At 64.5% G+C, this 21,066-nt stretch carries 17 protein-coding genes and 2 pseudogenes; 9 read left to right on the forward strand and 10 right to left on the reverse strand.

The window, feature by feature from the left end; genetic code table 11:
* Positions 1–92 precede the first annotated feature (92 nt).
* Genes car through KXC42_RS10580 form a run of 6 tightly spaced genes read left to right on the forward strand, consistent with a single transcriptional unit; the run spans position 93 to position 10,301 of the window.
* On the forward strand, positions 93–3,617 hold the full coding sequence (car, locus tag KXC42_RS10555; RefSeq protein WP_219130290.1) for a carboxylic acid reductase: 3,525 nt from the start codon (positions 93–95) through the stop codon (positions 3,615–3,617).
* A complete protein-coding gene (locus KXC42_RS10560; RefSeq protein ID WP_219130291.1) occupies positions 3,618–4,715 on the forward strand; it encodes a hypothetical protein in 1,098 nt (365 codons plus the stop codon).
* A 31-nt stretch (positions 4,716–4,746) separates the two neighbouring features.
* A complete protein-coding gene (locus tag KXC42_RS10565) occupies positions 4,747–6,402 on the forward strand; it encodes a GH3 auxin-responsive promoter family protein (protein ID WP_219130292.1) in 1,656 nt (551 codons plus the stop codon).
* Positions 6,399–8,762 (forward strand): phosphotransferase, encoded by a 2,364-nt coding sequence (locus tag KXC42_RS10570; protein ID WP_219130293.1) that lies wholly within the window; start codon positions 6,399–6,401, stop codon positions 8,760–8,762. The genes KXC42_RS10565 and KXC42_RS10570 overlap by 4 nt, the downstream gene beginning before the upstream one ends.
* 23 nt (positions 8,763–8,785) lie before the next feature.
* Positions 8,786–9,604 carry a hypothetical protein gene (locus KXC42_RS10575; protein WP_219130294.1) on the forward strand — a complete coding sequence of 273 codons (819 nt, stop codon included), beginning with the start codon at positions 8,786–8,788 and terminating at the stop codon, positions 9,602–9,604.
* The gene (locus tag KXC42_RS10580) at positions 9,576–10,301 is read left to right on the forward strand and encodes a DUF6182 family protein (protein ID WP_219130295.1); all 726 of its coding nucleotides are present in this window, start codon (positions 9,576–9,578) and stop codon (positions 10,299–10,301) included. The genes KXC42_RS10575 and KXC42_RS10580 overlap by 29 nt, the downstream gene beginning before the upstream one ends.
* A gap of 63 nt (positions 10,302–10,364) precedes the next feature.
* On the opposite strand, the gene KXC42_RS10585 is transcribed toward KXC42_RS10580, so the two are convergent.
* Positions 10,365–10,733 (reverse strand): PadR family transcriptional regulator, encoded by a 369-nt coding sequence (locus tag KXC42_RS10585; RefSeq protein WP_219130296.1) that lies wholly within the window; start codon positions 10,731–10,733, stop codon positions 10,365–10,367.
* The gene (locus KXC42_RS10590) at positions 10,730–11,815 is read right to left on the reverse strand and encodes a beta-ketoacyl synthase N-terminal-like domain-containing protein (protein ID WP_219130297.1); all 1,086 of its coding nucleotides are present in this window, start codon (positions 11,813–11,815) and stop codon (positions 10,730–10,732) included. The genes KXC42_RS10585 and KXC42_RS10590 overlap by 4 nt, the downstream gene beginning before the upstream one ends.
* Before the next feature lie 365 nt (positions 11,816–12,180).
* Between KXC42_RS10590 and KXC42_RS10595 the strand changes: the two genes are divergently transcribed.
* On the forward strand, positions 12,181–12,642 hold the full coding sequence (locus tag KXC42_RS10595) for a TetR/AcrR family transcriptional regulator (RefSeq protein WP_257606174.1): 462 nt from the start codon (positions 12,181–12,183) through the stop codon (positions 12,640–12,642).
* Here KXC42_RS10595 and KXC42_RS27720 read toward each other — a convergent pair.
* From KXC42_RS27720 to KXC42_RS10620, 5 genes and pseudogenes are all read right to left on the reverse strand, one after another.
* Entirely contained in the window at positions 12,558–12,941 is a 384-nt protein-coding gene (locus tag KXC42_RS27720) for a transposase (protein WP_373922190.1), read from the reverse strand. The two genes, KXC42_RS10595 and KXC42_RS27720, sit on opposite strands and share 85 nt — an antisense overlap.
* 16 nt (positions 12,942–12,957) lie before the next feature.
* Positions 12,958–13,194: pseudogene (locus tag KXC42_RS10605) on the reverse strand (transposase); the annotation flags it as partial.
* 44 nt (positions 13,195–13,238) lie between these two features.
* Positions 13,239–15,194, reverse strand: a complete 1,956-nt coding sequence (locus KXC42_RS10610; protein ID WP_064257806.1) for a tyrosine-type recombinase/integrase — start codon at positions 15,192–15,194, stop codon at positions 13,239–13,241.
* On the reverse strand, positions 15,191–16,246 hold the full coding sequence (locus KXC42_RS10615; protein ID WP_064257805.1) for a tyrosine-type recombinase/integrase: 1,056 nt from the start codon (positions 16,244–16,246) through the stop codon (positions 15,191–15,193). Before KXC42_RS10615 ends, KXC42_RS10610 begins: the two co-directional genes overlap by 4 nt.
* A gap of 116 nt (positions 16,247–16,362) precedes the next feature.
* Positions 16,363–17,376: pseudogene (locus KXC42_RS10620) on the reverse strand (IS256-like element IS1164 family transposase); the annotation flags it as partial.
* A 263-nt stretch (positions 17,377–17,639) separates the two neighbouring features.
* On the opposite strand from KXC42_RS10620, the gene KXC42_RS10625 reads away from it, so the two are divergent.
* The gene (locus KXC42_RS10625) at positions 17,640–18,431 is read left to right on the forward strand and encodes an SDR family oxidoreductase (protein ID WP_219130300.1); all 792 of its coding nucleotides are present in this window, start codon (positions 17,640–17,642) and stop codon (positions 18,429–18,431) included.
* 19 nt (positions 18,432–18,450) lie between these two features.
* Here the strand turns inward: KXC42_RS10625 and KXC42_RS10630 are convergent, their stop codons facing one another.
* Complete coding sequence (locus KXC42_RS10630; RefSeq protein ID WP_219130301.1) at positions 18,451–19,092, reverse strand: hypothetical protein; 642 nt, start codon at positions 19,090–19,092, stop codon at positions 18,451–18,453.
* A gap of 33 nt (positions 19,093–19,125) precedes the next feature.
* The gene (locus KXC42_RS10635) at positions 19,126–19,629 is read right to left on the reverse strand and encodes a hypothetical protein (protein WP_006551418.1); all 504 of its coding nucleotides are present in this window, start codon (positions 19,627–19,629) and stop codon (positions 19,126–19,128) included.
* A gap of 112 nt (positions 19,630–19,741) precedes the next feature.
* On the opposite strand from KXC42_RS10635, the gene KXC42_RS10640 reads away from it, so the two are divergent.
* On the forward strand, positions 19,742–20,041 hold the full coding sequence (locus tag KXC42_RS10640; RefSeq protein WP_219130302.1) for a protease inhibitor I42 family protein: 300 nt from the start codon (positions 19,742–19,744) through the stop codon (positions 20,039–20,041).
* A gap of 43 nt (positions 20,042–20,084) precedes the next feature.
* On the opposite strand, the gene KXC42_RS10645 is transcribed toward KXC42_RS10640, so the two are convergent.
* Complete coding sequence (locus KXC42_RS10645) at positions 20,085–21,002, reverse strand: neutral zinc metallopeptidase (RefSeq protein ID WP_024100766.1); 918 nt, start codon at positions 21,000–21,002, stop codon at positions 20,085–20,087.
* Positions 21,003–21,066 lie beyond the last annotated feature (64 nt).

Consider the following 21,066-nt stretch of genomic DNA (forward strand, 5'->3'; position numbering starts at 1 on the left):
TCGCGACTATGAGCGCCCAGCCCTTAGTCAGCCCCTGGAATCTGTGCCAGACTCCGCTCGTCATGGATCGGATCGCTATTGAGGAGGGGGCTATGAAGTCCGAGTCGAGGCAGGAACGGTTGATGCGCGGCGTCGCCGCCGCGAATGCCGACGATCGTCAGATCAGCGACGCGAAGCCGATCGAAGCGATCAGCGACGCCATCCGCCGACCAGGTCTGCGCCTCGCACAGATCGTGGCGACCGTGATGGAGGGCTACGCCGATCGCCCCGCCCTGGGACAGCGGGCCTTCGAGCTGACTACCGCGCCGGCGACGGGCCGTCGCACCCGGCTTCTGTCGCCCGCGTTCGAAACGATCACCTACCGCGAACTGTGGGCGCGGGCAGGCGACGTGGCGAGCGCATGGGCGCACACGATATCCCCTGATGCGCCCGAATTTCCCCTGCATGCTGGCGATTTCGTCGCCGTCCTGGGTTTTACGAGCACCGACTACACGACTGTCGACCTGGCATGTCTGCGCCTCGGCGCGGTTAATGTGCCGTTGCCGGCGGGCGCGTCGGTGCGGCAGCTGACCGAGATCATCGTCGAGACGGAGCCGCGCGTTCTCGCGGTCAGCGCGGATCTCGTGGAAACCGCCGTTGACTGCGTCGTAGCCGGCGGCCGACCGCAGGTCTTGATGATTTTCGACTACCACCCCGAAGACGACGACCAGCGCGACGTCGTTGAGACGGCACGCCGCCGTCTAGCCGACGTGGACAGCGCGGTGGTCTTCGAGTGCTTCTCGGATGTGCTCGGCCGCGGCCGCGGCCTGCCGCCGGCGCCATTGTTCGTTCCCGATCCCAACGACAATCCGCTGTCCCTCCTGATTTACACCTCGGGGAGCACCGGAACACCCAAAGGCGCGATGTATACCGAGCGGACAGCCGCCGCACTGTGGCTCGGCGCGCCTGGCATTCCAGTGATCAACATCAACTACATGCCGATGAGCCATATCGCTGGACGAATAACCCTCAACGGCGTGCTCGCACGGGGTGGCACGGCCTATTTCACCGCGCGCAAGGACTTGTCGACGCTGTTCGACGACATCTCCATGGTGCGGCCGACCGAACTGCTCTTCGTTCCGCGGGTATGCGAGTTGGTGTTCCAGCGCTACCAGAGCGAGATGGAGCGTCGTTCGGGACCAGGAACCGACGAAACCGCCCGGGCTGACATCGATCGGAAGGTGAGAGCCGAACTGCGTCAACGATTCTTCGGCGAGCGCTTGATGCTGGCCATGTGCAGCAGTGCCCCGCTGTCGGCGGAGATGAAGACATTCATGGAATCGGTCCTCGACATGGAGATCCACGAGGGCTACAGCTCAACCGAGACCGGGCCGGGCGTCATGCTCGACAATCAGCTGTGCCGTCCGCCGGTGATCGACTACAAGCTCATCGATGTGCCCGAGCTCGGCTGCTTTCTGACCGATAAGCCGCATCCGCGTGGCGAACTGCTGCTGAAGACGACGAACATGACCGCTGGCTACTACAAGCGGCCTCAGCTCAGCGCAGAGATCTTCGATGGGGACGGCTTCTACCGGACCGGCGACATCATGGCCGAGATCGGACCGGATCGGCTCGTTTACGTCGACCGCCGTAACAACGTATTGAAGTTGTCGCAGGGCGAGTTCGTCGCGACCGCCCACCTGGAGGCTGTTTTCGCCGCTGGTCCGTTGATCCGACAGATCTTCATCCATGGCAGCAGCGAACGCACTTTTTTGCTCGCGGTGATCGTGCCCACGGAGGATGCGCTCGCCAGATACGCCGATCGCGCCGCACTGACGGCGGCGGTGGCCGAATCCCTGCGTCTGACCGCCAAGGACGCTGCGCTGAGCTCCTACGAGATCCCGCGTGCGTTCATGGTCGACACCGAGCCGTTCACCGTCGACAACGGTCTGCTGTCGGGAATCGGGAAACTGTTGCGGCCGAGACTGAAACAGCTCTACGGCGAACGCCTGGAGAAGCTGTACGCCGACGTCGTCGAAGCGCAGGCGCACGAGATGCGCGCGCTACGCACGGGAGTCGCGAATCGGCCAGTGCTGGAAACCATCATTCGCGCGGCCCGCGCATTGCTGGGTGTCGGAAACTTTTACCCCGATGCGCACTTCACCGATCTGGGCGGGGATTCCCTCTCCGCGCTGTCCTTGTCGAACCTGCTCCGCGAAAGCCTCGATGTCGAAGTTCCGGTAGGAGTCGTGACCAGCCCAGCAACCAATCTGCGGGACTTGGCAAATTATGTCGAGCAGGAACGAAACTCGGGAACTCGACGGCCAACCTCCGCCTCGGTGCACGGGGACGGCACCACGATCAACGCAGACGACCTCACGCTGAACCAGTTCATCGACGCCGAAACACTGACCGACGCCAAGTCGCTGTCGCCGACCACCGCTGCACCGCGCACCGTGCTACTGACCGGTGCGAACGGCTACCTCGGCCGCTTCTTGTGTTTGTCGTGGCTCAAACACCTGGATGCCACCGACGGCACGCTGATCTGTCTCGTGCGCGGCAGCGATGCCGCCACGGCGCGGCAGCGGCTCGTGGACGCATTCGACAGCGGCGACCCAGAACTCACACGTCATTTCCGAGGCTTGGCTGACCGCATCGAAGTTCTCGCCGGCGATATCAGCCTGCCGAATCTAGGGGTGGATGAGCGGACGTGGCAGCGGCTGGCCGAGCGCGTCGACCTTATCGTTCACCCAGCCGCGCTGGTCAATCACGTGCTCCCTTACAGCCAGCTTTTCGGTCCCAACGTCGTCGGCACCGCGGAGGTGATCCGCCTGGCCATAACTACACGGCTCAAGCCGGTGACCTACCTGTCGACCGTGGCGGTGGCCGCGCAGATCGAATCCTCGATCTGCGCGGAGGACGGAGACATCCGCGAGATCAGTTCGACCCGTATCGTCGATGATGGCTACGCCAATGGCTACGGCAACAGCAAGTGGGCAGGCGAAGTGCTGCTGCGCGAGGCGCATGAGTTGTTCGGGCTGCCAATCGCAGTATTCCGCTCGGACATGATCCTCGCCCACAGTCGATACGCCGGCCAGCTCAATGTGCAGGACATGTTCACCCGGCTCCTGATCAGTGTCCTCGCGACCGGCCTCGCGCCGTACTCCTTTTACGAGACCGGCCCCGACGGTGGGCGCCGGCGTGCCCACTATGACGGCCTGCCGGTCGATTTCACCGCCGAAGCCATCACCGAACTCGGGGCGCGCGCCACCGCGGGATTCCGCACCTACAACGTGCTCAACCCGCACAAAGACGGCGTCTCGCTGGACGAATTCGTGGACTGGTTGATCGAGGCCGGACACCCGATCCACCGAATCGATGACTACGACGAATGGTTCACGCGCTTCGAGACCGCGCTACGAGCGCTCCCCGAAAGGCACCGCCAGCGCTCGGCGCTCCCGCTGCTGCATGCCTACCGGCGGCCCCGCCGTGCCGTCCCCGGCTCCGCCGTCCCTGCCGAGCGGTTCCACGCCGCCGTCCGACTCGAGGGGATCGGGCCTGACCAGGACATCCCGCATCTGACGGCGTCGTTCATCGCGAAATACGTCGCCGATCTGCGGCAGCTCGGGCTCTTGTAGATGAAGCTGCTCATAGCGCCGGTCACGATCACCCCGACCAAGCCGCTGACACCGACGCACATCAAAGGGTTCCTATGGGTGGACGTGTTGCGCAAAGCGACCAGTCTGATACAGGAGGAGGTGGACTGCATATGGAATCCACGAACCCCAAACTTGAGTGGTCAGACGATCGGATTCTGGAACTTCCTCGATCGGAACCACCCGACCGAGGATTATTCGCGACTCGACGAGATCGATATCGGTCACCTATATGTAAATTATCATGCGGCAGGCGGCAGCACGCCGGTCTCCGCCCGCGACTGCTATCGAAACGCCATCGAAGAAGAAGGGTGGAGTCATCCTGCCACCGTTCGAATGATCGAATTATGGAGTGGCCAGCTAGATGCACTCGGTATCGAGGATCCCGGGCTCCGAGCCGATCAGCGGCATACGTTATCGGTCGATCAGATCGTCGGAATTCTCGAAGCGGAGAAATTGTGCCTAGATCATCGATCGATCGGCGGTCCCGTCTATCTGGACGGTACGCGCTGGGGAGTTCCGCTGCGGATCGTCATCGGAACCGACGGTCATCCCAACTATGTGATTACCGCACTCCGGGATATCGTTCCGATTGTTCGTGACTACGATCACGTCCTGCTAGTGCATGACGACGAGATCACCCCCGATTTCGTACTCCTGCAAAAAGTCATCGAGCATTTCGGTGTGACCGTGTCGAGGTTGCCGCTCGGACGAGTTCCAGTCGATGGCCGCATCCAATCGAGCCGACGAGGCGGTTGGGCTGGGTCCACTCTCGGCGAACTATCGACGGAGGCACTCGAATCCGTGCGCCTCGACGAGTTTCGGCTCGGGATGCGCCTATATTTCACGGCTGTGCTGGGGCGCGGCGCCGGCGCGTCTCTCGACCGATCGATCCTGTATCGCATGATGTCACGTGCCCGCAGAATACTCGGATCGGCGGATGCGGGGGCGATCGACATGACACCCTATGTGTCGGATCATCTGTCTGCCAATGGATGGGTGGATCCATATCGACTGACATCGTCACTGCTAGGCCGCGGCACGCCGCCGGCGCGCCTGATCGACACAGTGTATCTGTAATTTCTCTTCCTTATTTGTATGGAGTCCAAGTATGAAAACGGCGGTTTCGCAGAACGCTGCGCAGATCATCGCGCGCGCGGAGCAGGAGAATTCGGCCCTGCTGTCAGTCATGGGAAAAGCCCAGCAGGTGCAAGAGAGCCTGCTTCGGAACATTCTGCAACGTAATGCAGAATCCGAATTTGGTCGCGACCATCTATTCGGTTCGCTCCGTGGAGTGGAAGATTACCGAGCGGCGGTTCCAGTGCGAGTCCATGAAGATTTCAAGCCGTGGCTTGAGGCGGCGATAGCCGGGCAGCCCGGCGTGTTGGCGGATGAAGATCCGTTCGCATATTTTTCCAGCAGTGGAACCACCGGCGTCGAAAAGCGAATTCCAGTCACACGGGCGTATATGAAGGAGAGCTTCATACCGTTCTACTTCGCTGGCCTCGCGACGGTGCTTCGCAGATCCCCGGGCGCACTAGCCGACGACAATTCCGTCCTCAACCTGTGGCAGGATCCGTTCTCCCCGATCGACCGCACCTCTGGCGGGCAGCCGCACATCGGGCCGAGCCAGATCGACTACCGGAGTCTCGGCGAGGATATCGCGGTCGGCCTGGGAAATCGTGCCGCGTGGAGCAACCTGCCCGAGAGTTTCGCCGATGCCGATCCGCTTCGCCGAACCTATCTTCGGTTGCGGATCGCGGCTGAGCACGACATCCGGTGCGTGTTTGCGATCAATCCGGCCATCGCCCACGCCCTCCCCGAGCAGCTGGCACAGTGGTGGCCGAGCATCGTGCGAGAGATTCACGACGGAACGCTCGGCGGCCAACCATTCAGATCGCCGAATCCGGAGCGCGCAAAGCGCATCGAGGCCTTGGCTGGCTGGTTCGGGACGATCCGGCCCACGCACCTGTGGCCGAACCTGCGAAGCCTGGTGGTGTGGACGAGTTACATCGGCGGCTTGTATCTGCCGGGGTTGGCCCAGGATTTCGGTCCGGGTGTCGAGGTCGTGGCCGCCCCGTTGGGATCGTGCGAGGGGCCACTGACGACTCCGATCGATCGCCACCCGACGGCCGCGCCGCTGGTGACACCATCGGCGTTCTACGAGTTCATCCCCGCTGACGAGGTCATCTACCCGGACAGTCCTACACTGCTTGCCCACGAATTAGAGGTCGGCGGCGACTATCATATGGTCCTCACCAGGCCGGGAGGGATCCACCGGTGCGCCACCCGCGACATCATGCGCGTGGTCGAGTACCTGGGGACCACGCCGCGGCTCGAATACGGCGGCCGGCAAGGTGAGCTAGTCGCGGGTACGTCGAGGTTGCGCGAGGATCAGGTGGTCCGTGCTGTAGGTCGGACCGTGACCGACACCGGCATGCCGATCCGCAATCTCTGTGTCCGACTCGACGACGGTCCTGTGGGCGCGACCATCGGCTACGAGATCGCGGTAGCGTTTCGGCAACCCGGAGACCAGCGCGACATCGACCGGTTCGAGCACCTGCTGGACGTCCATCTCGGCACCGCGTGCGGCTCGTACGCCCGTGCGCGAAGCTGCGGCGAACTCGGCGGCATTCGGCTCCGGCAGGTACCGGTGGCCGCCTTCTTCGATAGCTGGATGGGTCGGGTACGCGCAGGTCAGCGTCCACCCCGGGTGAAAGACAGAGTCTTCGACGGCGGCTCACCCGTTTGGTCGGTGTCGGCATGACCGCGCACGTTGGCGAGGATGAGGTCCCCTGCCGCGGGGAGTACACCGAGGTCGCTCGGCATCGCAGGCTGACGTGGCTTCGTCAGCAGTCGGGCACGCCGTTGCTCTCGCTGCAGGAGTCCCGAATCGAGGCCAGAGCGCTGCGGGGCAACCTTGAGAATTTCGTCGCTTCGGTCGAGGTTCCGGTCGGACTCGCCGGGCCGATGTTCTTCAAGGGGAACGTCGCTCAGGGTTTGGTGTCCGCCCCACTTGCGACGACCGAGGGTGCGCTCGTCGCCTCGGTGGCCCGCGGCGCCCGGGCGATCACGCGTTCCGGCGGAGTGTCGACGCACGTGACGTGGCAGCGGATGGTGCGCGCACCCGTCTTCGAGTTCGGTGGGATTTCGGAGGCTACGGCATTCACTCAGTGGGTGTCCGCGCAACGGGTTCCGCTCGCCGCGGAAGTGCGTTCGGTATCGCGTCATTCGAATTTGATCGATGTGGATCCGGTGCAATTGGGCCGAGTCGTCCATGTGCGGTTCGTCTACGAGACCGGCGAAGCGGCCGGGCAGAACATGACGACGGTCGCGACGTGGCGGGCCTGTCAATGGCTGCGGGACCGGTTGTCGGAGCCGAGTCTTCCCTCGCCGGTGTGGTTCGCGATCGAAGGCAACCTCAGCGGGGACAAGAAGCAGTCGGTGCTGAACCGGATCGGCGGGCGGGGATCACGGGTCGTCGCAGAGTGCCTGATCGACCATGACACGCTCCGTCGCGTTCTCAAGACGACGGCGCGCGCGATCGACAAGACCTGGCGTGCGGCCGAGCACGCGGCGCAGTTCGGCGGGATGGCCCTGGCCGACATCGATGTCGCGAACGTCGTCGCCGCGATGTTCCTGGCGACAGGTCAGGATGTCGCGTGCGTCCACGAATCCAGCGCCGCGATGTTCACCACCGAGGAGCGGGAAGACGGCCTGCTGGCTACGTTGGTCATGCCGAATCTGGTCGTTGGCACGGTCGGCGGTGGCACCCGCCTGCCCCAGCAGCACGACTACCTCGCCGCGATGGGTTGCCTCGGTGATGGCGGATCGCATCGGCTCGCGGAGATCATCTGCGGGTTCGCCCTCGCCCTCGACGTGTCGACCGCGGCGGCGATCACGGCTGGTCAATTCGCTGACGCGCACGAACGCCTCGGCCGACCCCATCGGGTCGACTGGCTGCGTCCGGAGTCGGTGAATATCGAGCTGGTCGAACCCCTTCTCGCCGAGAAGTTCGAACAACCCGAACTGGTTGTCCACGAGCTCACCGTGCTCGGGGAGGACATCCGGTCGAGTCTGCTGACCGAGGCTGTCGGCGCCGGCGAACGACGAAAGTACACCGGCATCGTCCCGCTGCGCCTCGCCTACTCGGTTCCCGGAGCACCGCGCCACCCGATGGATCTGGTGCTGAAGGTCAAACCGCTCGACAGTGAGGTGATCATCGAAGTGGGCAAGATCGCGTCACTTGTCGGTGGCGACGTAGCCGAACAGTATTCGCAATGGAGGCAGAGCACCGGCTTCAAAGACACGCACACCCGTGAACTGGCTGTGTACAGAAACGCAAACAAGCCGATGTTGCAGGTGATGCCCGAGTTGTACGGCCTCGTCGAGGATCCGTCCCGCGAGGTCTACGCACTGCTCATGGAGCGCCTCGGAGCCGACATGATCCTGACCGGTAGCACGCGCCCGTCCGAAGACTGGAAACCACACCACGTCCACGCCGCCATCGAGGGGATCGCGTCCGTGCACGCTGCGTGGCTGGGACGCGAAGCGGAACTGATCTCGGCGGGGTGGCTGGGCGACATTCAGACAGCGCACCGTGCGGGACTCATGCGTCCGTTATGGAAGGCGCTGGTAGAACACAACTCTGAGGAGTATCCGACATGGATCTCCGCGCGGGACGCGAGGCGGCTCATCGAGATCATCGACGGGATTCCGGACTGGTGGCCGAAGATCGAGCAAGCGCCGCGTACGCTCGTGCACGGCGACTTCAATCCGCGAAACATCGGACTGCGCGCGATGGATCTGTCCCTGGTCGCCTACGACTGGGAGCTGGCGACGCTGCATCTACCGCAGCGCGACCTGGTGGAACTCCTGTCTTTCGTCCTGACACCGGAGGCCACGGCCGACGCGGTGTTCGATCTGATCGAGCGACATCGGCGGGCCGTCGGACACGACGACTCAAATGCCGAATCATGGTTCGAGCAATACCGGTTGGCATTGTGGGACTTCACGACTACAAGACTGCAGCTGTACATAATGGCCGACACTCATCAGGCTCTGCAGTTCCTGGACAATGTCGTTCGGACCGCCATGCACCTTCTGACACTGGCAGCGGAGGCGTGATGCGACGTACGGAACCACCCGTCGTGGCGATCGTGGGTATCGACGGTGCGGGTAAGACGACGGCACTGAGTCTCGTCGGCGACCGGGTCCCGACGTCGGTGACATTGTCATCCATGCGCAACCACGGAATCGCGGATGCGCCGTTGCGTGATCTGTCCGAGGTTTTGGAGAGGTTGCGCACCGAGGCCGAAGCGCTCAACAGCCCGCGACTCGTCCTCACCGCGATATTTCTTCAGATGTGTATGTTCGGTCCGACCGAACGGTTCTTTTCCGCGACGATGTCACCTGATGTCGTCCTGGTGGATCGTCACCCTGTGGTCGACGCCGCGGTTTATCTACCGGTATTTCGGAAGATCATCGACAGCGACGAGTCGCTGAATTCCGTTCCGCCGCTGCGCGATGTTCTCGGATCGACGGACGAGCAACTTGTCGTCCGCTGGCTGGAATCTCGAGGCAGACAGCTCGGCGAGACATGGAACATCGACGACCTGAGTGGGTCTCTGCTCTCGCTGACCAGCCTGCCCGACAGCGTTCGGCTGGAGACACTGGAGGTCATGTTGCAGACGTCCCTGCCGCAGTTGGTCGTTTGGCTCGATTTGGCGGTCGATCGTGCGTCGAATCGGTTGGCCAGTCGGGCTGGTATCCGTGAGATTTATGAGAGCCGGCACCACCTGGCCGAGATCCGCGGCAGCTATCGACGGGTGCTGCGGAACTTGCCTCCGACGGTTCAGGTCGTCCCTATCGCCGTCGGCGAGATGACCCCTGACGATGTCGCCGACTCGATAGTGAGCGTTATGACAGAGAAGGAGCGGCATGTTCTCGCAGGAATTTCTGCAGCGTGAAGCGGAGCGCCGAGCTCAGTGGACCCGGAAATGTGCGAACCGAGCTCGCAACACCGACTTGTGCGCAGTCGCGGTGGTGTCCAGGTTCAGCCCTGCCGTATTCGTTGAATCGAGTTATGGTTTCGCCGCCCGCCTGTCACCGGAGATGCGCACGGCATGGTGCGCCAGTTACACACGAACCGTCTATCTTGCGGGGGATCCGGAGAATATCAGCGTTCGCTTCCCACCGAACTACTGTTCCGTCGACGGGTCGATCGCGTGGTTTGGCCCGGATACCGCTGCGGCGATGGCGAGCCTGCGGAAGCTGTTGCGACCGCTGGTGAGTACATTCGAGATTGGCGATGCTTTCACCGTTGTTCGGTCAGTCGATGGTGCGCGGTTGTCCGACCGCACTGCGGTATTGGCGCTCGAAAGGCGGGAAACGACAGCCGAGCGATACTCGATCCATTCGAATCATGTCGTCTCGGAAGCACTGGCGATGGGCCTACTGGATGCTACGGATTCCATCCAGCTCCGGCTCGTCGACAGGATCGATCCGGAGGATGGTCCCTACGACTACCTCAGAGTTGCCGCCGATCGCGATCGGCCCGAATCGCTTCGGTGCTACGCGGGTTTGACAGTGAGTCCGCGTCGACGGGAGTGCGCACAGTCCAGCGCGGTCGACATCGGCGCCGTGAGATTGAGTTCGCTACAGTGACAATCGTGACCGGGCCGTTCTCGCTAGCGCGGATGAATGACATCGCGCTAGCGAGAACGGAGTTCAGCTAGATTTCGCCATTAGCATCTCGGGTCGAGGGTCGAGCAAGGCGACATTGGCGTCGAGCCAGTGCGTGATCGCCTCGTGCGTCGCTCGGAGGGAGCACGCCCAATCATGGAGAGCGCGCACGCCCAGCGGAGTAGCTTGGTAGACCTTCCGGCGGGGCCCCTTGTTGGAACGACTTAGTTGATGTTCGACCAAGCCCCGCCGTTCCAGCGAGTGCAGGCGGCGATAAAGGACGCCGAGGTCATCACCCAGCTCCAGGCCGAAGATCTGGAGGCGGTCGAGGAGAGCGTAGCCGTGGTCGGGACGCTCGGCCACGAGCATCAGCAGACTGGCGTCGATCAGATTGGCGCTAGTCACCGAAATCATCGCAATGCTCCTGCCGTTTCCAGAGTTTCAGGATGTTGGGGGCTCATCGCTCTGATCGCATCGGCGATGCTGGTGGGCTCCCGCAGAACCGATGGCGTGATCGGGCTGCTTCCCCTGCCGCGCCGCGAACGTTTGAAAAGGTCGACGGCCATCAAGGAATCGAGGCCACGCTCCTTGAGCCCACGCCGCGGGTTGATCCGATCCGGATCGGTGCCTAGGACCCCGGCCACCTGTCGCATAAAATGACCGGCGAAGTCACACGGGGATTCACCGATGACGACTGGTGGCGGCGTCGTGACCGGCGGCACCCGGCGATCCGCGATCTTGGTCAGGCAGATCTGTTTGAATTTCGCCACGATCTGACCATCGACGGTCATCAGCCACGCGTCGACCCCGAATCCATCGGAGCCGGTCGGATACGCGCGGACCGCGCTCCACAGGTCGGGGCCGACAGTGTCGATGTCGGCGCTGATCCGGACGCCGCCGAGCAGTCTCGGCAGATAGGAGCCGCTTAGTGGCAGCAGTGCCAGCAGTGACTGCAATCCCGCTTCGAGGGTGTCCACCGTGAGACTTGGACCCCGCAGGTCCAGCGCATAGGAGAGCCGACCCGAGGTCACGCCACGGACCCGGCTACTCGCAGACTCCCGAATATCCATGGATCCGGTGTACTGCTCACCGTATTCGGCTGTGGCCTGGCCCACGAACACGCCGCTTCGACTTCCGGCGAGCATCGACGGACGAATTCCAATGTTCTCCAAGGCTTCCCATGTGACCTGCAGTAGCAGGCGCTGTCGCGGATCCATTCCCCCAGCCTCAACCGGTGCCATGTTGAAGAACGCGGCGTCGACGCCGAACGTGTCGTCCACGAATACGCCGTAGCGCGACACCGCCTTGCCTAGTGTCCCCGGCGTGGGATCGAAGACCGCCGCGATATCGAAGCGATCGCTAGGAACCTCCGTGAACGCGTCCTCGCCATTGATCAGCAGACTCCAGAACTCGTCGATTCCGGTCGCTCCCGGGTATCGGCACCCCATCCCAACCACAGCTATCGCCGTCGATGCCGTTCCCCGCTTGATGTACATCAGTTTCCCCCTCCCCGCCCCTCTAGCCGAGGGGTCGAACACGCTGCCGTGGCAGCGATCCACCCTGCAGTCCAAAACTGTACTGTAGAACAAGGTCAACTTGAGGTGCGAGGTTGCGCTAGGAGTGTCGCCGAGGCGACTCCGTCCGCGCGCTATGGGCCAAGAGCCAGAAGGTGTAGTACGAATGTTGCTGCCATACTTGTTGTTTCGCTGCCACATCGGACCGGTTCCGGCCATCTTCTGCTCGCCGGCTCCCCTGATGCCACGCATACTTCGTGAACCGATTCTCTTGGAGTTGTACTATGGTTCATTGATTGTCACGAGTTTGTTTGCTATGCCACCCTGGTGTGAGCAGGCAAAGGGGAGTGCCGTGCCCAGCGATCAACCGCACGCCGCGTCCACGGGGCGCCGGGAGCAGAACAAGCAAAGAGTTCGCAATCGGATCTACTCGTCGGCCGTCGCGCTCTTCGCTGGGAAAGGGGTACGAGGGGACCGCGATCGATGACATCACCGAACGTGCCGACTTCGCGCGCGGAACCTTCTTCAACTATTTCCAGCGCAAGGATGACCTCATCACCGAGTGGGCCGAAGTTCGCCGCCGCGCGGTGAGCGAGCGGCTTGAGCTACCGCTGAGCATCGGGCACCGATGTCGCCTCGGTGCTGCTCCTGTGCTTCGCAACGCTGGCTCAGGTGAACGAGGAGTGAGGTTCCCCCCGAATGGTGGACAAGGGGGTTGCATCCTTCAGGCGACTTCCACCCGAAGTGAGTTCTCGAAGCTGTCGGGACTGAGCATCCCCACAGCAGAGTTCCGTCGAACAGTGTTGTAGAAGACAACCCAACTGTCAACGCCGGCAACAAGCTCCGACTTCGTCGCATACGTGTGCCGGTAGTGCTCCTCATGCTTGAAGATCGACCAGAAAGATTCGGATGGACTGTTGTCCCACCATATTCCGGTCGCACCCATCGACCGACGCAACCCGTACCGAACGCACGCCGCCGCAGTCAGATGAGCCGTGTATTCCCCACCGCGATCCGAATGCAGGATCGTCCCGTCGCACAACCCGCCAGATAGTGCCCCGTGGAGTGGTGGACTTCGGATCGGCTCTGCAGCACACGTAGCGATCAACGAGTCATGCTGAATACTATGCTGTTTCGTTCGATCCGGTCAACGACAACGCCGGTTCGGTAGCGTGCTCTTTGGCGGCGATCACCGCACGGAGCTCGTCCATGCTCACATCCGAGACATAGCGGCGGGTGACCTGCCACTCGTCGTGCTGCTCGATGACCACCGCGGTCGCCAGGCGTAGAAACGCCGCCGGGTTCGGGAAGATCTCCACCACGTCGGCTCGACGCTTGATCTCCTTGTTCAACCGCTCAATTATCCGGCCCTCAGGGATGAGATCAACCCTGATCTCACATCGAATCAGCGATCGAGACGCTGCAAGTGGTCGGTCAACGCCTCAGCGACACGATGATGCCGGGCAGCTTCATCGGGCCATCCACGGTCACGAGCATCGACCTCGAGAGCCTGGATGTCGGTGCGTTGCGCCTCGAGCGCGCCGCGGAACTCAGGTCCGGTGACGAAGTTGTCGCAGGTCTCGCAGATGTTGGCATAGGGACACGCACCCGCGCTCTCGTGACGGGAACAGTAACCGTGGGCAACACGCGTTTTGAGCATCTCACTGCCGAGCCAACTCACCGCGTCGGGGACGATCGGTTTGCCGACCGGAGTGAGCGTGAACCGCCGCCGCATCTTGCCCATCGCCTGGTCATAGGCATCCCGCAACGTCGGTGAAGCCAAAGTGGCGTAACGCAAAGTCATCTGCGGAGTGACATGCCCGAGCAACGCCATCAACGCCTGCAGGCTCATCCCGGCGTTGGCGAGTTCGGTGGCCCAAGTATGCCGCAGCTGATGCGGGGTCACCACCAACGGCGCACCCCCGGCCCCACGCAGTCCGCAAGCCTCGACGGCAGCGAGCAGACCGTTGCGCAGCCGGGTCTGGCTGAGACGGCGGCCGTGTGCGACGAACAGGAAATCGGTCAACTCTCCGGTGCGGGGATGCGGCAATGGCCGACAGATACCACGCCCGCCGGTCCACTCGTCCAACGCGGCGATAGTGGTCGCCGAGAGCGGGACCATGCGTTCGGTGGCGAGCTTGCCCAACGGAACCTTGAGCCAGGTCCCGGCCGGGCCGTAATCGATGACGCTGCCGAGCTCGAGATCCAGTAGCTCCCCGACCCGCAGACCGGCTCCGCGCAGCACCGTCAACCCGATACGAGCGAACGAATCATCCAGCTGGGAAACCGCATTCATCACCGCAGCATCGATGTCGGGCGGCAATGCCCGCGGAAGCGGTTGGTCGAGTTTCGGGACGTCGGCGGCGAAGACCAGACGGCGCGGTGGGGCCTGCTCCCAGCCCCATTCGGTGATGTCCTCGAGCAGGTTGCGCACGCTCAGTACCGTCGATTGGATCACGGCCTTGGAGATGATGCGCCCGGCCCCGGCAGCGGCGCGTTGCCCACGCCAGGTGCGGGTGCGATTCCAGACGAGGAAGCCCTCGATGTGACTGCGGTCGAGATCCTCGAGGGAGGTGACCTCGGGATGGTTGGTGGTGAGGTAGTCCGCGAACGGCAGCAGGTCGTTGATCAGCGATTCGGCCGATTTCGGGCGGAGCACCGATGCCCGGACGGTGACGTAACGCAACAGGGCCTCGCGGATCGGATCGGCCATCGGGGCGTCGGCGAAGCGTTGGGCGTAGGTGCGGGCCCACGGTCGGCGCCGTGGTGGGGTGTCGACGATGCGGGCCTGAAACAGCATTTGTCGCAGTCCCGCGATACGGTTGCGGTAGGCGCGTTTCGATGTATCCGGGATTGACTGTGTGGCAGCCAATGCGGCGTCGAACTCGCCGACGGTCTCGGCGCTCACACCGCTGACGGAACCGCCGTGCCAGGCGAGCAGCACCGCCAGGCACTCGCCGAGGACGGTCTCGACCCATTGCGGTGTCCACCCCAAAACCAGGCCGGCGGCCCGGACCGCGGCGAACCCGTCCGGGTCGCGGTCCTCGACGGCCCGGCCGAGTCCGGTGAGGTTCTTGACGGCCGCGAGTTCGAGGTCGAGCCGCAGGTTGCCGCGTCCGATGAGGTGACACAGCAGTGGCCAGGCCCCGGTGCGGCGTAGTTCGGCCAGCCGGTCGGCAGCGGGTCGGGTCATCCAGTCCCGCAAGTCCGGATGCGTGGTGAGGAAGGTGGTCGCGATGAGGGTGCGAGCGCGCACCGACCTGTCGCTGAGCCCGAGGCTGGCGACGTGCTCGAGGTAGTCGGTGAGCACCGCACCCGGTCCGGCCGGCAGGACGACCGTCGCAACCACCGCGGTGCTCATTGTCGTGTTCCGGCGAGACTGGCGCGGGCCGCGCCGTATTCGGCGGCGAGCTGCTCGACCGACAAATGCACATATTCGGCAGTGGTGTCCGGAGACACATGCCCCATCAATTCTCGCAGCACCATCAGATCGATTCCGGCGGCAGCGAGTTCGGTGCCGTAGGTGTGGCGCAATCGGTGCGGACGCACCCTCGTCGCACCGGAGAGGTCCCGGTGCCGCCGGAACAGCGACCGCAGTCCCGCCTCGGTCACCGGCGCCCCCGCGGTGGGGCCGCGCAGCACCACGAAACACTCCTCGGTCGCCAACCCCGGTGGCCGTTCGAGGCGCAGATAGGCCGACAGTTCGGTGAAGAACACCGCATCGACCGGCACCACCCGTTCCTTGCAGCCTTTGCCGAGCACCCGGAGTCGTCGCTGGCCGAAATCGACGTCTGCCAACCGCAGGGATCGCACCTCGGCGTTGCGCAGCCCGCCGAACAGCATCGCCCACAACATCGCTCGATCCCGATGGGTGCGCAGCGACGCCGCAAACTGCTCGATCGCGTCGGCGTCGAGGGACTCGGGCAGTAGCCGCGGTTGGCGTACCAGCCTGCCTCCGGCTCGGGGTCGGCCCGGCCCGAGGTGTCCGAGCAGTCCTCGCGCTGGTGGTCGCAGTCCCTGTCCGCGCCGCGGTGAGGGCACCGGATTTTCGGTGCGTATCCCGGTCATCACCAGGTATTCGAACAATGCGCGTATCGCCGCGACTCGTCGGTTGATCGTCGATGCCGCAGTGCCCCGATCACCTCGTGTCGCCATGCCTGGGCGGGGTTTGCGGTGCACGTTCTGCCAGTCGACCCACTCGAACACCGTCACCGGCGTCACCGCAGCCACCGTGAGGTCGCGATCGAGCAGGAATCGGGCCAGATTGAGCACGTCGAACGCATATGCCCGCACCGTTGCCGAACTGAATCCGCGTCCGGCCAGATGCGTCAGGAACGCGTTTGCTGCTGCGCATCCTTCCCATTGGCCGTCGATCACATGCCCGTTGCTGCTGATGCGCACCCGAACGGTCATTGTCCGCCGCCTTTCGATCGGAGCCGACACCGCCAGCATGCGCCTCAACCGGTCGTCGGCTCAGGACCTCACGCTGCAACCGTGATCGTGTCGTGGGAGGGCCGGTTAACCGATAGCGGATTGTTGCTCCAGATCTGTTTCCAGATCTGCTTCGGGAACGCGGTGAACGCCAACAGATCCGACCGGGCGGCGTCGAGGTGATCGGCCACCTTCGGCAGCTTCTCGGTGAGTGCATCGATGATTCGATCGTATTGTGCGTGAACGGAATCCGCGTCGGGCTGGTCGTACACGGAGTGCAGCAGTGTCTTCACCCAGGGCCACGACGACTTCGGTGTGACGGCCATGAGGTTCGTCGAGTAGTGGGTGCGGCACCGCTGCCAGGAGGCGCCGGGCAGGGTTGCGCCGATCGCCGCGACGAGGCCGGCGTGGGCATCGGAGGTCACCAACCGCACCCCGGACAGGCCGCGGGCGACCAACCCGCGGAAGAAGGTCAGCCAGCCGGCGCCGTCCTCGGCGGAGGTGACGTCCAGCCCCAGGATCTCGCGGTAGCCGTCGGCGTTGACCCCGACCGCGACCAGGGCGTGCACGTTCACCACCCGTCCGTTCTCGCGGACCTTGAGGACCAGGGCGTCGGCGGCGACGAACGTGTACGGGCCCGCATCGAGGGGTCGGTTCCGGAAGGCCTCGACCTGGGTGTCGAGGTCTTTCGCCATCACCGAGACCTGCGACTTCGACAGCGAGGTGATCCCGAGGGTATCGACGAGTTTCTCCATCCGCCGGATCGAGACCCCGAGCAGGTAGCAGGTCGCAACAACCGAGGTCAGGGCTCGTTCGGCCCGCTTGCGCCGTTGCAGCAGCCAGTCCGGGAAGTACGAGCCGGACCGCAGCTTGGGGATGGCCACGTCGAGGGTGCCGACGCGGGTGTCGAAGTCGCGGTGCCGGTAGCCGTTGCGAACGTTGACGCGTTCGTCGGAGCGTTGGCCGTAGTCGGCGCCGCACAGGGCGTCGGCCTCGGCGCCCATCAGGGCGTGGATGAACATCGTCAGCAGCTCGCGCAGCAGGTCGGGGCTGGCGCCGGTGAGTCGGTCTTCGACAAGCTGGCGGAGGTCGATATCGTGGGCAGTGGTCATCGCGTGCTCTTTCGTCGAGTCGAGTTGGTAGCTCTCTCGAAGAATCACGCGGTGACCGTCTTTCGTCCGGTTACGACACGCCGGTCATCGGATCCGATCCGGCTCGTACACCATCCTGATGGACGCAACCGAAGGGACTGCGCGCGCAGGGTGCCCTCCGCATACCCGAGGACGTGCCCGCCCCAAACGGTTGCGAGATCCCGGCGCCGTGTCGACCCGGCGGGGTGTGGGTACCCGCGAGCCAGACGTGCCGAGGAGGAGATATGAACGACGCTCGACCTCTCGCTCTGGTGACCGGAGCATCGCGAGGCATAGGCCGGGAGTTGGCGGCCCTGTTCGCGGCCGACGGATACGACCTCGTGCTCGCGGCGAGATCGGACACTCTGGACGAGGTCGCCGCAGACCTGCGGACGTCCGGCGCGGAGGTGGTGTCGGTCCACGCGGATCTGAGGACTCCGGAAGGGGTCCGGGCGGTCCACGAGGCTGCGACGGCCGGAGGTCGCGTCCCGGCGGCGGCTGCGCTCGACGCCGGTGTCGGGATCGGCGGGGCGTTCGTCGACGCAGAGCTCGGGGACGTCCTCTCGATCGTCGACGTCAACGTGCGCTCGACGGTGCATCTGGCGCACCTGCTGCTGAACGACATGCTGCGGGCGGGCTCGGGCCGGATGCTCGTCACCTCGTCGGTGGTGTCGAAGATGCCCGGCCCCTACCAGGCCGTGTACAACGCGTCCAAGGCCTTCGTGCAGTCCTTCACCGACGGCGTCCGCAAGGAACTCGACGGTAGCGGGGTCACGCTCACCGCGATGCTCCCCGGTGCCACCGACACCCACTTTTTCGCACGTGCCGGGATGCTCGACACGATCCTCGGGAAGGCGCCCAAGGACGATCCTGCGCACGTCGCGCGCGACGGTTATGCCGCTCTGATGCGCGGCGAGGCGAACGTGGTGCCCGGCTCCGTGCTCGCGAAATCCATGGCGGTCTTCGGCACGGTGGCGCCCGACGCGGTGACCTCGGCGGTTCACCGGGTCCTGGCCAAGCCTCGATCGGGGCGATGATCCGCGAAGGCAGGACCGCTCAGTCGGATCGCGTCCGCACTGCCAGGCGGGTGGGGTGGTCGTAGCGCACCAGGACGTCCGCGTCCGCTCCTGCATGTTCGAGCACTGCATGTTCGAGCACCGCGTCATGTTCGAGCACCGCGTCGATCGTCCAGTGATCCTCGGGGCGCGTGCGCCTTTCGAGCGCGCCCCGGGACATCGTCAGGACGACGGTGACATCGAAGTCGAGACCACGGCCGAGAAGCATAGGGCCGGCGACGACGAGGACCTGGTCCTCCGCCGCTCGACGCGGGCGCTCGCGCGCCGAACGGTCGGTGCGTTCGTCCCACAGCCGCGGAAGCCATCGTCGATGTTCGTGTACCGCGCGCAGCACCTCTCGGTCGACCGCGGCGTAGTCGAACCAGTCGTGGCGGTAGCTGTACGGATCGGTCCGTCCGTGCTCGAGCCGGAGCGATGCGGGCCGGACGAAATCGTGGAGATCGACGACGTCCGCTGCGCGGCCCCGCGTTCTCAGTTCCGTCGCGACACGCTGTGCGAATTCCACCGGGTCTGCCGCGTCCGGTGCGCTCACGGCGATGCACACGCTTCCGGTGAGCGCCTCGGCGCGATCGGCGACGGAGGCCGTGAGTATCTCGGGGGTCAGGGGAGTGAAGGCGGGCATCGCTCGCCGTTCACGCCCATCCGCGTATGGGGGTCACCAGGGCGGCGTGTCGTTCCCGTCCGGTACCGGGGTGTCGAGAAGCCGGTCGAGCCAGAGCACCGCCTCGACCAGCGCTTCCATCTGCGACGCCCAGTCCATGGCGAAGACCACTTCGTCGAGTTCGCTGCGGGCCGCGACCGAGTCGCCGGCGAGCGCGTCGACGACCGCTTTCATCACGGTGCTCTCCGGCTGCGGGAGTTCCTCCGGCCGGACGTGACGGCCGCTCTCGGTCCGGATGGTCAGTTCGAAGCTCTCGTCGCCACGCACCTGCGGGCCGATCTTGTCGACGACGACGTCGGCGATCGTCGAGACCGTCCACCTCAGCACGTTCCCGTAGAGCGGGGGAGTGATCTGTGACGGCGGGTCCGAACCGGGGCTCGACACCAGCGCCGCGACCTCTTCGGTCAGTTCGCTGTAGCCGTTCTCGTGTGCGAGAGCGAGAAGGCGTCCTCCCATCACCGCGTCGCTGCGTGTGATTCCGGCTCGTTCTTCGTGCATGCAGAACGAATGCCCCGTTTTGTGTCCCATCACACATCGCGGTCGCGACGGGTGTGCTAGCGCCATGGTCACGAGAGTGAGGAAAATCACATTCGCGGGCTATCCTGAGGTCATGAAGCACATCGCCACTGGTCCGAAGGATGTCACGGTCGGTGTCGGGGACACGATCGAACTGCATCTCCCTGAGAACACCTCCCGGGACTACTGCTGGTCGACGTCGAGGGTCGGAGAGGAACTCGTCCTTCGCGACATCCGATTCCTGCCGTCGAAGAACCCGTTGCCGGGAGGGACCGGCGAGCGGGTCTTCTGTTTCAAGGCGCGCCGCGCCGGTACCTGGCCCATCTCGCTGCGCATGCGGAAGCATGCCGACCTGGTCGCCGACCGCGCGAACATGACCGTCACCGTCGCGTGACGGCGTCCCGGCGCTCGCTCTGCGGTTCACGACACCGCGGAACTCAGCGCAGTGCCGGCGGGTTGTCGAGATCGCGTGCCGAGTAGGTGTCACACGCGTCGACCCGGCCGGTGCGGTATCCGGCCAGGAACCAGGCCTGACGCTGCTCGGACGACCCGTGAGTCCATCCCTCCGGGTTCACCCGGCCGGTGGCGGCCCGCTGGATCCGGTCGTCGCCGACGGCCGACGCGGCCGACAGTGCGTCGCGGATGTCGGTGTCGGTGAGCGGCACGAGGAAGGGCTCTCCGGTGGTCGGCTCGGGCAGCTTGTCGGCATGGTAGGCCCACACCCCGGCGTAGCAGTCGGCCTGCAGTTCCGTACGGACAGCGCCGGATTCGGGGCCGCGCGGGTCGGCCTGTGCGCGACCGAGATCGCCGAGCTGGTTCTGCAGGTGGTGCCCGAACTCGTGGGCGACGACGTATTCCTGCGCGAGCGGACCTCCACTGGCGCCGAACCGTGTCTCGAGTTCGTCGAAGAAGCTGGTGTCGAAGTAGGCGGTCCGGTCCGCCGGGCAGTAGAAGGGCCCGATGTCGCTGGTGGCGTTGCCGCAACCGGTGGACGTGGCCGAGGTGAAGATCTCGACCTCCGGCTGCACATAGGCCACGCCGGTCTGTGTCGCGAACTGCTGCTCCCACACCGAGTCGAGCGACCCGACGGTGTAGAGCACCCGGCAGTCGACGTTCTCGTTCGCGGCGCTGCCACCGACCTCGCACTGTTCGAGTGCGCTCTCGGCTTGCGGATCGCCGGAGGTGTCGGGCATTCCCGAGCCGAGCAGCGAGGACGGATCGCCGCCGAACAGCAGCGCCAGGATGATGACGATCAGGCCGCCGGCCCCGCCACCGAGAGCGAGCTTTCCGCCACGCCCACCGCCGCCGGTACGGACACGGCCCGCATCCATGCGTGCACCTTCTCTGAACGTCATCGCCGCCGCTTTCTCCCGTGTTCGTCGGATTCGGACAAGCTTGGCACGAACTATTCGGTACGGG

Source organism: Rhodococcus sp. LW-XY12 (assembly GCF_019317345.1).
GTDB lineage: Bacteria > Actinomycetota > Actinomycetes > Mycobacteriales > Mycobacteriaceae > Rhodococcus > Rhodococcus pyridinivorans.

Coding starts and splice junctions, on each gene's coding strand:
- car (WP_219130290.1), top strand. CDS start 93: ATGAAGTCCGAGTCGAGGCAGGAACGGTTGATGCGCGGCGTCGCCGCC.
- KXC42_RS10560 (WP_219130291.1), top strand. CDS start 3,618: ATGAAGCTGCTCATAGCGCCGGTCACGATCACCCCGACCAAGCCGCTG.
- KXC42_RS10565 (WP_219130292.1), top strand. CDS start 4,747: ATGAAAACGGCGGTTTCGCAGAACGCTGCGCAGATCATCGCGCGCGCG.
- KXC42_RS10570 (WP_219130293.1), top strand. CDS start 6,399: ATGACCGCGCACGTTGGCGAGGATGAGGTCCCCTGCCGCGGGGAGTAC.
- KXC42_RS10580 (WP_219130295.1), top strand. CDS start 9,576: ATGTTCTCGCAGGAATTTCTGCAGCGTGAAGCGGAGCGCCGAGCTCAG.
- KXC42_RS10585 (WP_219130296.1), bottom strand. CDS start 10,733: ATGATTTCGGTGACTAGCGCCAATCTGATCGACGCCAGTCTGCTGATG.
- KXC42_RS10590 (WP_219130297.1), bottom strand. CDS start 11,815: ATGTACATCAAGCGGGGAACGGCATCGACGGCGATAGCTGTGGTTGGG.
- KXC42_RS10610 (WP_064257806.1), bottom strand. CDS start 15,194: ATGAGCACCGCGGTGGTTGCGACGGTCGTCCTGCCGGCCGGACCGGGT.
- KXC42_RS10615 (WP_064257805.1), bottom strand. CDS start 16,246: ATGACCGTTCGGGTGCGCATCAGCAGCAACGGGCATGTGATCGACGGC.
- KXC42_RS10625 (WP_219130300.1), top strand. CDS start 17,640: ATGAACGACGCTCGACCTCTCGCTCTGGTGACCGGAGCATCGCGAGGC.
- KXC42_RS10630 (WP_219130301.1), bottom strand. CDS start 19,092: ATGCCCGCCTTCACTCCCCTGACCCCCGAGATACTCACGGCCTCCGTC.
- KXC42_RS10635 (WP_006551418.1), bottom strand. CDS start 19,629: ATGCACGAAGAACGAGCCGGAATCACACGCAGCGACGCGGTGATGGGA.
- KXC42_RS10640 (WP_219130302.1), top strand. CDS start 19,742: ATGAAGCACATCGCCACTGGTCCGAAGGATGTCACGGTCGGTGTCGGG.
- KXC42_RS10645 (WP_024100766.1), bottom strand. CDS start 21,002: ATGACGTTCAGAGAAGGTGCACGCATGGATGCGGGCCGTGTCCGTACC.